The sequence below is a fragment of the Klebsiella sp. GL120222-02 genome (assembly GCF_003097195.1).
Taxonomy (GTDB): Bacteria; Pseudomonadota; Gammaproteobacteria; order Enterobacterales; family Enterobacteriaceae; genus Klebsiella; species Klebsiella variicola.
In genome coordinates this window covers 172,605-185,214 of record NZ_QEQO01000009.1, presented here as the reverse complement: position 1 = coordinate 185,214, position 12,610 = coordinate 172,605, and the positions used below count along the sequence as shown (strand labels likewise).

The window sequence follows — 12,610 nt, the reverse complement described above, 5'->3', positions numbered from 1 at the left end:
TTAGCCCTCCGCTCCGGTGATTACTGCAATAACCTGGATGTATGGCTCTTTTTCGGTGGTCATGGTGTCCTCAATCCATTGGATGTAGCTGTCAAAATTGTGTTCGATTTCGCGCTGACGTTGTTCTTTGCGGCTCTGTTTCACTGAAAGCTGCTGTTTATTATCGGCAAAATCCAGTTCCAGTTGACTCAGCTGACGCCCACGCAGAACGTCCAGCTTTTGCAGATGTTCACTGAGCTGCTGATTGATATGTCCCTCAAAAGCATTTCGATCGTGAACAAAGACATCCCGCGCATGGGCGATCGCCGCTTCCAGTAGATCCTGCTGGCGTTGGTGGTTACGATCCTTCCCGCCGCTGTTTGTCAGCTTGCTACTCAGTTGCGGATATCGTTTCAGGAACTCAGCAAAAGGCAGGCTACCGCTTAACGCTTCGCGGTTAAAGCTCACCACCAGCCACGGGTTCACCATCGGGTGCGACTTACGGTTCGGGAACAGCCCGGAAAGGATGAAGTGATCTTCATCAGGCTCAAACAGGTGCGACAGGCGCATCACCGGAGCCTGGTGGCGACCAAAGGCGGACTGAATTTTGTCGTCTAGCCACTGCACGACCGGGTTAATTTGCCAGAGATACTGCACATCGGGCCAGGCATGTTGCTCACCGCGCGCACGCGAAATTGCTTCCGTGATAACGGTTTTGTCCTGGCTTAGATAAAGCTGCCAGTTTTCCGGCGCAATTTCCGGCGGTAACTGGTTAAAACGACGGCGTAACTCCTCCGGTGCGACCAGCGATAAGGTGTTATCAGGTAAGGTATCGTATTGCACGGTCTGGCCGCTGGCCTTCAGATAGCCCAGCGCCTTTTCGCAGTATGCTTGCTCATTATCAAACAGGCTAATGTCGCTTTCGGTCACGGCTGAGGCATCGCTGGACACTGCGCTGCAGATTTCGCCAAACAGGTCGTTTCCAGTATTTTCAGTGACATTGCTATTCAACAGGTCGTCGAACAGGCTGGCACCATCGTCCTGCATCATGAATTCAGCAACCTGCTCTTCTTCCTCTTCCTGCGTAAATTTGCCAGTAAATTCGGAGCTGTCACCGATATTCTTCTGCGCCTGTTCGTCTTTATTGATCAGCACTTCCAGCACGCGCATATCACCGTTGATCTGCGGTTCACTGGCTTCAGTCAGCAAGTAACGGATCTGTGGCTGGTGTTTTTGTCCGTAGCGGTCAATACGTCCGTTACGCTGCTGGAATACCATCAGCGACCACGGAATATCGAAGTGAATCATTTTATGGCTGAGGTGATGCAGGTTGATACCTTCAGACGCGACATCCGAGCAGATGAGCAGGCGTAACGGAGACTGGGATTTGCCAAACGCTTCGACGGTTTCCATCAGAACTGTATCGCCCTGATCGCCTCGCAACGTGGCAATTTGATCGTCTTTCAGCTTGAGATCGGAACGCAGTTGCTGCTCAAGGAACTCGAGCGTTTTGATACTCTCGGTAAAGATCACCAAACGATCTTCTGTGTTATTCGCTTTCCAGCGGAGATCGTTACGGATGGTCTCCAGCAACAACTGATACTTGCTGAACTGACTGGCATCAATATTATTGAGCGCCAGCAGCAGTGACTCTAATTCGTTAATCTGGCTCTGACTGTTTATTTCTTTGCGGTTATCAAGCCGCTTCAGGCGGTTAGCCACCACGCTTGCACATGCCATTGGACTGGAGAACAACGCTTTTTCGAGCGTAATTTTGAACAGGCGGCCTTTATTTGACCGCGAGTCTTCATCATCATCGTCACGGAACTGGCTCTCAACCAGCCGACGATAAGCTTCTTCTTCGGCCCCGGTTGCCGGGTGCGTGAGTTTGACGATATTACGTTCCGGAAACTCGCCAGCCATCTGATCTTTCACGTCTTTTTTGAAGCGACGCACAACCAGATTTTTATCGGCAAAATCGGCGTATTCATACTCTTTCGGATTGGCAATGGCCGTCGGGTCGAGCATATTCATCAGGCTGGCAAAACTTTCAGCCTTACCGTCATGCGGCGTAGCTGAAAGCATAATCAGCGTATCGCTGCGCCCGGCGAGCAATTTTGCCAGTTTGCTGCGCAAAGAGCTGGTCCCACGTTCAGCGACATTATGCGCTTCATCGATAACAATAATATCCCACCAGGCGTTTTCCAGGTGATGGCGATATTCGATGTCCTGTTTCAGGGTATCGATGGAGATAATGGTCTTATCGAAATAATGGAACGGGTTGTGGTTGGTTGGGATGCGGTTACGCACCTTTTGTAAACCAGCGGAGTCAAGCCGCGTCAATGGAATAGCAAAACGGCTCCAGAACTCTTTCTGGAATTGCGTGAGCATGGATTTAACCGCCAGCACCAGAATGCGTTTGCCACGTCCACGGCGAATCAGTTCTGAAACCAGGATACCGGCTTCCAGCGTTTTACCCAGCCCTACCGCATCAGCAATTAATATCCGCTGGCGCGGCTGTGCCAGTGCCATGCGTGTGGGATCGAGCTGAAAGGGCATGGAGTCCATCGCAGCCTGATGTCCAAAATGGACTTTGCTGTCAGTCGGGACGCGTTGGCGTAGCTGGCTCTCTATGTACAATTGAGCCGCCTGGTAATTGGCTGACTCATCTTCCACCAGATTTGTTTTTGCTGGATCAAGAATCTCGACTTTTTGCTCCAGCTTTGTTAGAAACAGCCCTTCTTTACCGCGTACCAGCTCCGAAATGCCATCACAGGTCAGCAGGTAACCACCATCTCCGCTGTCATCCGCCCGGCGAATGCGCCACTCTGCATCACGAATAACCACCCGCATTCCAGGTGCATAATTTTGCTTATTCATCGGTTTTTCTGTCTGTATGAGGCAGTGGTGATAACACTATCCCGAGCGATATGTCGCTGCACACTGCGATAAAAAAGAGGGCTTTAAAGATAACATGAAGGGTGGCGTCAGGGGGGATAAAATGGAATGTAATACGCAGAAATAACGCATAAATTTCAAACAGCGATAGTTAAAAAGTGAGCTGGGTCAACTCCCCCACACTGAGTCGGTGGGGGAGAATTCGTGATTAAGGGACGAAGGTTATAGACCGTGTTAGTTCTCAACCATCAATCGTGAAAGCTTGGCAAAAATCGAACTCTTACTACTTTCGCCGCTCCTTAGCATATCCAGGGTGAAGCTATTGAGGTAAGCACCAGTTAACGGGTGATTAAATACATCTACGGCCTTACCTTGGGCATCCCATATCAGCAGATTTTCTACCAGGTTAGGCCGTGCAATAGTAGGATTTGTAGGCTGAGCATCGCTTACCAGAACAAACACTCCATTCTCATGCGGTTGCAGGTAAATATGGTGATGCTTCATCTTTTGAGTTTTAGTCAACGAGTCGTATTTCGAGCGGCCCGGTGATATCAGATAGGGCAGTACGTTTTGCTCCAATTTTGCTGAGCGGGTGATAGTATACCCGTTAAATTTATCACCTTGACGCTCCGCCAGCGCTTTTTCTTGTTCCTGATAAGCGTATGAATCGACGATATTAAATTGCGCCGGGCCAATCAGGCGCGGCACGCGGGAGCTGTTGTAGGTGGTAAGTAGCACATCTGCTGTATGGTCGTAGAGATAGAAGCTTTTATCGAATAATTTCTTTAGTCGTCCCAGAGCTGGATGATCAACAGATAGATACTCGAATTCACCTTCGACGATCCCGGTATCAACCACCCTAAGTTGGCCGTGCTCTATTTTTAGTTCAACATACCCAAGCAGGTGGATATTACTTTTCGTTTTGCGTACCGCATAGGCGGTATAGTGCCCGTTCGCCAAGTCTGGCAGTGGAATGTGATGTTGATTGAGTAAGCTCTCTTTGAACCATAGTTCAGTTTTCGTTCGGCGTACCTTACTTTTCAATAAGGTAACTGCTGACTTGAGACGACTGTGTGGTTTCGTAAGTTCGATTTCGTATTGAGCAGGGTTGCTTATCAATTGTTCATTAATAAAATCAATCGCATCCAGCAACTTACGATCAATGTTCATTCCTTGTAAAACCACAGGCAGTGGTTGTTGATTTAGCCACCCTTGCAAACGATCTAACTTAAGCTGGGTATAAATATCCCAGTTGAGTTCAGGTTGTTTTCGGACGTCGGCAAAAGCTGCATAGAAATCATTGTACTCAACAGATTCATTCTCTTGCTGCCGGATGCTGTTGCTTCGTTCTTCATCTACCGCATTGAGTACAAGAATAGATGTATTGGCAGGCAGCCCAGCAAATCTGGTTTGCTGAGAATGTTTAAGCGATGCCAGCGGCCAGAGTTTATACCCGGGGAACTGGTTGGCTAATGCGTCAAAGAAATAAGCTTCTTGCGTGGCGCTGAATTCGACGCCGTTATTAACCACCAACAGCGTATTAGCCAGCTGTTGATCAAGGTCGGTAGCAAACTGATTGACCTCGTGTGTAGCCTGAAATGGGATAGGTTGATGGGGGATCTCTAGTTCACTGAGCCGCTCGCAGGCAGCATTCATGACTACGTTATAGGTATAGGCCTGGCATTCGCCATAACCGCTGCGCTCACGAAAAAAATCCAGTTTGCTATCACGGGCATCAAGTTTGCGCCGAGCTTTAAGCCGACGATTATCGATGCTAAACCACACGCTGGTATCGTCCAGGGATAGGTGCATCTCATCCGCCGGTTCGACCAAGAATTTTCGTTTGTGCAGGGTAAAAGCGAGTTCATTATATTCTGAGGCATAAATGTCGAGCTCAAAGGCTTCCATCACCCCGGTGCCTTTTTTTTGTGTGACGGGCTGACTCAGACGAGCGTTAAGGTAAAGCGTTGAGTTGAAGTAAGTCGGCGATACCGAAAAGCGCTCACTGGCTTTTTCCAGCATTACCATTTTCAAATGCAGGCTAAATAATCCCTGAATCAGGCGAGATAGGTCATGATTTTCAGCGGTGAGTTGCTGACAAAGCTTTTCAATACGTTCTGCCAACGTCCTATGAGCCTGACTGTTCGGGTTAGTTGCAGGCGCCAGGAAAAAAAAGACGTGATGGTAATTTGGTAAGCAATGCAGTTCATATTTTACCTCCTGCCCGGCCTCCAGCCCAAGCTTCTGCCGCACGCAAGATTTTACCTCCTGATGAATTCGCGCATAGTAATCAGCGGATTTTTCTTTTCGCTCTTTAGTAAAGCGCTGAACCATGAAGTCTATCGTATAGATATTAGATACAGGGGCCAATAGACGCTGGATGGTCGTCAGCTGATCTTCTTCAAGCTTGATCAAATTGGTTCGGGCAATCGGAGTATCCGTCAGTTCATTCAAATTAGGGATCATGAGACTTTTCCTTTAGTCGGCAACTTTTCTACACCCAGCAGGGTTAGTAACATTGGGTTAATGTCCAATGTCATGCTCAGTTTCGAGTTTTCCTGAGCTCGTCCGCTCTCTCGATTTTTGGGCTGATAGTACTGATAGTCGGTTTGCAACAGGTTAAGGTAGTGGATCGTGTGATCCACGTTATCTTGCCACATCAGATTATTGGGGTTCTGGCTGTAGGCGACGTTCAGATAGACAAATCGAATGCGTTCGTAACGGCCTGACAGCACAGCCTGAAGCTGTTTCTGCCCCTCTGTATCCGCCTTTTGGCTGGTGATATTACGGATCTGGCGAATCTTGTTGTTGCTTTTCTCAAGCGTTTCTTCTGCCCGCGTTAAATCATCCAACTGCGTCGCCCAGCGTTTAACGTCGATGCAGAGCAGGTCGTTACCCACTTCAATAAAGCGGTCAAAAAACTCATATACTAGCGGTTCAAGGCGTTCAAACACCTGTTGATCAGAAAGTGGGGTAACGCCATAGCTTTTTAGCACTTTATCGAAGAGATATTCACCGACATTGCCTTTGAGCAACGGAACTAGCCTGGGGTTGGGTACCCATTTTTTGAATGCCGTTTCCTGGATGTTGTCACATTCACGAATCAACTCGCCGACCAGGTTGCCGGGGGTAAAATCGACATCGTTTCTATACTGCGGAAAGAGGGTGAGCTCAGGCCGGTACTCTCTTGCGCCGCCAGCGAAATCCGACAGGGCGGAATAATCTCTGTGGACAAGTCCATCCGGGCCGCGTTTGTGGCAAAGTAAAATAGTTTGGTTGCCCTGATGGCGGTCGATAAACAGGGCGTGGTGGATTGATTGCATTTGCCGATTGGCGGCATACAAGGAATTAGCCTGAAGTTTTTCCAGCCAACGCATGGGATCGGTAAAGGAGTCAGAATCGCGGAATAAATTACATAATTCGAGATATTCAAGGTTGCCGGCGCGTACCTGATTTATCCAGTCGGTTTTCAGGACTCGCTTATGAACAGCATCGATGCGGCGACCATTTTCTACGATAGCCTGTTCAAACGCATACCGCTGTTCTGCATCACTAAATGACTGGTTCTGACTCAGCTTTTCGCACTCCTCCATTAGGCGGTGGTTAAGCAAGGACATGCTTTCTGATACTACCTCGTTACCGCTATCTTCACTGAGAGCGGCGAACTGGAATGCAACATTACGGAACACATCGCGGGGTAAAAAGATTTCTGTTTTCAATAGAGTGTCGCGACGCTCGACTCGCCCTACGGCCTGCACGACGACTTTGAATAAGCTCATATCATGTTCGGCCATTAACAGGCGATAGTTTTCGCCGTGGGCGAAATTAACGTTGAAATCGGCCAGCTTGTGGACGGTAATATCGTCATCAGCGTAGTGTTTAAGCACGGTAACGTAGTTAGGTAATGTATTAAGGTTGCCGCTGTTGTCCTTTACTTCGCTGTAAAACGAGGAGTTGATGAGCACTAAGCGCTCAAAATCGACATCCAGACGTGGTGCATTGATATCATTAATATCGCCGTCATGGTATTTCACAAAGTAGTTGAGGCCGGTGCCTGCACTTTTGTAGCTGCTCATAAATACCAGTACGGTATTGCTGTTCTTGAGATAGGTTTCTTGCCTAATATCTTCGACATTAGCCAGTGGTGAATCGAAAAAGACCAAATGGACTGTGTGACGCCCTTTGAATGGGGTAAAGGTCAGGATCTGGTCATGTTTCTTATCGTTATCCGTTTTTTCATCGCACCGGGAGTGCATACCGTACTGCTGACGCCAGGCTGATTGATGAGTGCGCCAGGCGCTGATAAAGGCCCGCTTAAATGTCCCTGAAAGGGACAAAATCAGGCTGTTTTTACCCTCGTAGGCGGCAAGCAATAACGCTTCAAGTTCCCGCTGGTACTGACGCCGTTTATAGGTATTTTTCAGGTCGTACTCCAGCGGTTTCTTCAGCGCGTCGAAAAAGTTGTCATACGTCCTGCGATAGATCTCACAATTTTGGTAGATATCGGTCAATTTTAACTGCTTATCATCGAACACCCTGAAGTCGACGTTGCGGATACTGGCTCTCAACGCGCGTAGTGCTCTAAGCGTATCGATATCTGTTTTTTTACGTTCAATGACTCGATAGCCAAGGTCACGGCTATAGCGCTCCAGGAAGTGACGATTGAAGTTACCGTTTTTGGTGTGGCTAAAACCACTGGTGGCGCTAAGTCCAATCACTTTATTGTGCGTGCCCGTTAATAAACGTAGCAGCATGGCTTCAGGCAACTCTTGTACCAGATCCATCTCAAACGCCAGAATAATTGTACGCTCGGCTCCACTGTTCACGTAATTGAGTTCAACTATCGGCGTCATCGTGAATACGGTTTTGGGTTGCAGATAAGCGTAGAAATGATCAATCAACAAGTTTTTATCGGTGGTGCGATCGAAGATATGTCGCACCACTCCAGCTACATTATTGGCTGCGTCAACAAATTGGCCCAAAGGTGTATTCTGGCTGCTGGAGTTATCCTGGCCACCATTTTTTACCCAGCGCTTAAAGTGTCGGTTGGTGATATCAGAACAGGCGGCGAGGATGACGGAGACCAATTGGAACAGATCGTGCAGGGTGGGATTGGTGTCGCTGGCATCATTTTCGACTTCGTAATATAGCTCGGTGCGCGTTATGTCGCCTTCGCTGTTGCGCATACGAATGCGTTTCAGCCCCTCTTCATTAACGTACATTTTGGGGTTAAAACTGAACACATTCCGGGTAATGGAAATGATGCGTTCGGCGGCGTCGCCGTTAACTTCGAATGCTCCTAACTGGTCGCGAAACATCTCCAGGATCGAGCCCAGCGTCGTACCGGGTGATAATTCGCACTTTTTCGCCAGTAGGTCTCGAAGGATGGTGATGAATTTGACCATCTCTTGCTCAAAGGTCGTTTGCGCTTCTTTGGGCTTTTTCCGGCGCTCCAGGCTGAGTACCGCATTGTGAATACGTCCCGCGACAGAGATAACATGCGCCAGATTATTTTCCTGTGTGATTAGCTTAACATGGCATGTTTCTTCAAGACGGGTGTAGGCTTCATGTAGTTCATCAATGATTACCGTAAAGCGAATATTTTTCTGGCGAAAAGGGCAGTCTGGATTACGTCTGAAGTGTTCATCACGAAGATAAGCAACCTGCCCGGTATGGCCAGCTGCCGCAACGGTGCTGATCTGTGGATCTTTGGGAGCCAGCTTGCCACCAATCAGCAAGTCGAAACCTACGGACTCAAAATGCACGCCTTCACCTCGCTGACGAGGCGCCAGTCGGTAAGTTGATGTGTCGAACTTATTTGTAGTCATTAATAGCACCGACGGGCGGTACTGGCAAACTTCGAAAGGCAATACCTGTTTGATAAGCTCGAAGTAGACTTCGTGTACGCTTAGTTCAGACTTGCTTGGTTTTCGTGCTGTCTCCGCGTGTTGCATTCGCTCTTGGCGCGCCTGGAGCCCGCGACGAATGTACTCTTTAATGGAAGCTTTTTCACTATCTGGTCCAAATAGTAATTTACAGGCTGACTCAATCGTATTGCGGATACTATGACGACAGTTTTTTAGCTGCTCTTCAAGAATTTCTCTTTCGTAGTTGGTATCCTGAGAACCGTATGTTGTCAGCTTTTTTAACTGCTCTTCACAGCGATCAATTTGTGAGACATGGTAATTGAGCGAACGCATTGCGCTGCCAATATATTTGCTACCTTTCGCCCCTTCGTACCACTGAATATAGCGGTCGCGATTTTTCAGGCCCGTGGCCCAGTCCATAAAGTCGAGGTCGGCAATATCATTACGGGAGAGAACGCAAATGAACTCGCCACCAGAGGCCAGAATTTTCTCTTTCTGGCTACTGTCCAGGTCGATTTGTGATTTTTGCGGCGACATGAACAACAGGTTGGTAAAGCCGCCTTCGGGAAACAGGTAATTTGGCTGCTGGGTTTTGGCGAAACGTTCCAGATATTCAACATACCCTTGAATCACGCCATAGCTTTTGCCGAAACCCGTGCCATCGGAACTGAAAATAACCTCAGCGCCATCACGTTCATGCACGTGGTAAAGTTGAGAGACTTGGGCGCGACAGGCGTTAATCTCTTTAACCAGCGTTATGTCAGGAATTTGTCTGGAGATGAGATCTTGCAGATTATTATTGATAGTTTTCTCTCCAACACGCTCACATTTACGGTAACTATTGATGGTTATTTGGCCGCTTTCGAGCAGAGTCTTTTCCACTTGCATGGGGGCAAGATGCAAGGCTCTTGCAATTTCATTGATAGTATTGGATAGAGTTTCGTGTGGATTGCTAATCGTGAAGTGGTTTAGCACTGCTGCAACAGTATCAGGATGCAATGCTTTTCTGAGAGTGGGGAAGGTGAGGCTGTAATCGTATAGCGCCAAATCATTGTTTATCAGACAGCGAAACTGCTGTTTAGTGGGATCGCCTCCAGGACGGCTGGCAAATCCCAGGATTTTTGCCTGTTCGAGTCGATACAACAATGCTGCGGCATCGCGATCAGGTAAGTCAAATGCATCGTGGAGCTGCTGGCTAAATGGCATTGTGGCATTCAGCCGGTTATGGCTGACCAGCGCGGAAAAGTGCTGACGCACCAAGGTTAGCAGCTTACAATCTTCCTCTATAGTCCAGCTTTTTCTCATTCTTCTTCCCCTTAATATAAATGCACCTGCAACCACTCAGCCAAACGCTCAACGTCAAAACCCGTAATCCATACTCCCACGCCAAAAACGTCTTCGATAAATATTCATCATATTTTCGAGGCACTTTTCAGAGATGCTCTTGGCAAGACGGGACTCAGGGGGACAAACCTTCCTGTAGTGCATTGCTTAGAGTCTGCTTAACTTTCCCGAGCGTGTTTTTCAACTTCAACTACGGCAGCAAATGACACGGTCTTAAAACCGTGCAGGATAGGCCATATCTACAACGTGTTTACTATTTGAGCACACACTGTGATAGGGCAGTCACCTTTCCGATAAATGGTGAACCGTCCCTGACGAACAACAACATGAACGCACATCTCTTCATCGCCTGATCAAAGTAGCTGCCAACTATTTTTCGCCTCAACATTGATGTTTTTTTACTAACGATTTCGACTACCTTCCGAAGCGACCACAACAAATAAAATATTGGTTACATATCAGTCTTATATCACCGGAGTAAGTTGACTTTTGATTAGCTATTTCAAGATATTAATAGCTAATCATGCTTCCCCAAATTGCTTACTTATAGCAAAGTCATATAGCATAAACTGAAGGGCGAATTGTTAAATCATACCGTGACTGCGCTGAAGAACAAGCATAAAAACCATATAGTTAACATGGCTTATGTGTTTCAGTTGAATGATAAATAGACAGTATAAAATCCAATCCAATAGCCGCGTTCAAGCGATTAATTTTTTGATGGGCTTAACAAGCACGAGCAGCAATGTCGGCAAATCCACTTGGTTGCTGGAAGAATATGATACCTTCAACACCTAGCCGATTATCTCCGCCGTTGGCAGAGAACCGTTCAGCGTTGTTAGCCAACAGTTATAAATTTAAATTAATGGCTAGAAGAATCTATCTCGGGGTAGATCATCAACATTACTTACTCTAAACCACGTTACACATGGCCTCCGGCGCAGCGAAGTCATCAAAAAAGAGTATTATAAAAATATGTTGAATTCCGCCTTTAAGGAGAAAGGTTGCCTGGCAGTCGTAATGCTGTTGACGATACAGCGCACAACACGGGTATAAACAGCCATTTCATTGATAAATAACTGAATGGCTGTTTATATTCAATCAAGATAAGGGTTCATTAATCTTTGCATAGAGATAAGGTGATGTGACCTCATTGCGATTCGCATCCAGATAATCAGCCCACCACTGCAGCATTAACCTTCGCTCACCAAGATGTTCCGCCTTATGGATATAAGCCGCACGCACAGAGCTACGCTCCTGATGGCTCATCTGCCGCTCCACAGCATCCCTCGACCATAATCCAGACTCAATTAACGAACTACACGCCATAGTCCTGAATCCATGACCACACACTTCCGTTTTCGTGTCATAGCCCATCACTCGCAGAGCCTTGTTAACCGTATTCTCACTCATCGGCTTACGTGGATCGTGATCGCCCACGAAAATCAGCTCTCGGTTCCCATTCATGCTTTTGATCTTTTGCAAGATAGCGAGAGCTTGTCGCGACAAAGGAACAAGATGTGGAGTACGCATCTTCGAACCACGTTGAGAATGCTTAACTCCTTCAAGTGGCTCACGCTCGCCCGGAATCGTCCACATAGCCGTTTCAAAATCCACTTCTGTCCAGCGAGCAAAACGTAACTCGCTCGAACGGATGAAAACCAGTAACGTCAAATCCACAGCTAACCGCGTTAATGGTCTGCCGGTGTAGTTATCAATACGATGGAGTAACTCAGGAATTCGGTTGAGATCTAGCGCAGCGCGATGCTTTCGTTTAGCTGTTGCGATCGCACCAGCGATCTCTTGTGCAGGATTGTAATCAATTAAGCCGTTCTGTACTGCAAAGCGCATTATTGCGGTTGTTCGCTGTTGAAGACGCGCAGCCACTTCAAGGCGTCCTGACTTTTCCACTGCTTTAATTGGAACCAGTAAGTCACGAGTACCAATATCTTTGATATTTCGCTTCCCAACTGAAGCAAATAAATTGTCTTCGAGGCTTTTCAATACACGAGCACTATGCGATGCCGACCACTTTTGATTGCTGGTGTGCCACTCTCTGGCAACCACTTCAAACGTTATCGCCTCTTGCTCCTGCTCTACCTTAACGGCTTTCTTGTTCTCACTGGGATCGACACCATTAGCTAATAGCTTACGAGCCTCATCCCGGCGTGCCCGGGCATCCGCCAATGACACTTCAGGGTATTTTCCCAACGCCAGCATCTTCTCTTTACCACCAAAGCGATAACGTAGCCGCCAGTATTTTGAGCCGTTAGGGTGAACCAGTAACACCATGCCTTCACCGTCAGTAAGTTTATAGGCTTTAGCTTCAGGCTTAGCCGAACGAACCTTCACATCACTCAGAGCCATGATGAGTATCCTTTCAAGGGTTCTGTGTGGGTACAAACATTATCGAACCGGGATATACCCGCAGTTGTACCCGCATCAGTAAGTTGATGTAGATTGAATCAGGTTGACTTAGGTTGAGTGAAAAAGCGAGGAAAGCCTTGCGGATACTGGATTTC

At 47.5% G+C, this 12,610-nt stretch carries 4 protein-coding genes; all 4 read right to left on the bottom strand.

What is annotated here, in order from left to right; translation table 11 throughout:
* The 4 genes from N438_RS23430 to N438_RS23415 all read right to left on the bottom strand — a co-directional run bounded on the left by N438_RS23430 (position 1) and on the right by N438_RS23415 (position 12,455).
* Positions 1–2,859, bottom strand: coding sequence for a DEAD/DEAH box helicase (locus N438_RS23430; protein ID WP_032645918.1), 2,859 nt, complete (start codon positions 2,857–2,859; stop codon positions 1–3).
* A gap of 252 nt (positions 2,860–3,111) precedes the next feature.
* Positions 3,112–5,343: a hypothetical protein gene (locus N438_RS28415; RefSeq protein ID WP_165500710.1), complete on the bottom strand. Its 2,232-nt coding sequence runs from the start codon at positions 5,341–5,343 to the stop codon at positions 3,112–3,114.
* Positions 5,340–10,049, bottom strand: a complete 4,710-nt coding sequence (locus tag N438_RS23420) for a hypothetical protein (protein WP_116696540.1) — start codon at positions 10,047–10,049, stop codon at positions 5,340–5,342. The genes N438_RS28415 and N438_RS23420 overlap by 4 nt, the downstream gene beginning before the upstream one ends.
* Before the next feature lie 1,140 nt (positions 10,050–11,189).
* Positions 11,190–12,455 carry an integrase arm-type DNA-binding domain-containing protein gene (locus N438_RS23415; RefSeq protein ID WP_022650293.1) on the bottom strand — a complete coding sequence of 422 codons (1,266 nt, stop codon included), beginning with the start codon at positions 12,453–12,455 and terminating at the stop codon, positions 11,190–11,192.
* Between the last annotated feature and the right edge of the window lie 155 nt (positions 12,456–12,610).

What these genes read in the sequence shown, in the direction of transcription:
- N438_RS23430 (WP_032645918.1), bottom strand. Translation starts at nt 2,859, where the DNA reads ATGAATAAGCAAAATTATGCACCTGGAATGCGGGTGGTTATTCGTGAT.
- N438_RS28415 (WP_165500710.1), bottom strand. Translation starts at nt 5,343, where the DNA reads ATGATCCCTAATTTGAATGAACTGACGGATACTCCGATTGCCCGAACC.
- N438_RS23415 (WP_022650293.1), bottom strand. Translation starts at nt 12,455, where the DNA reads ATGGCTCTGAGTGATGTGAAGGTTCGTTCGGCTAAGCCTGAAGCTAAA.
- N438_RS23420 (WP_116696540.1), bottom strand. Translation starts at nt 10,049, where the DNA reads ATGAGAAAAAGCTGGACTATAGAGGAAGATTGTAAGCTGCTAACCTTG.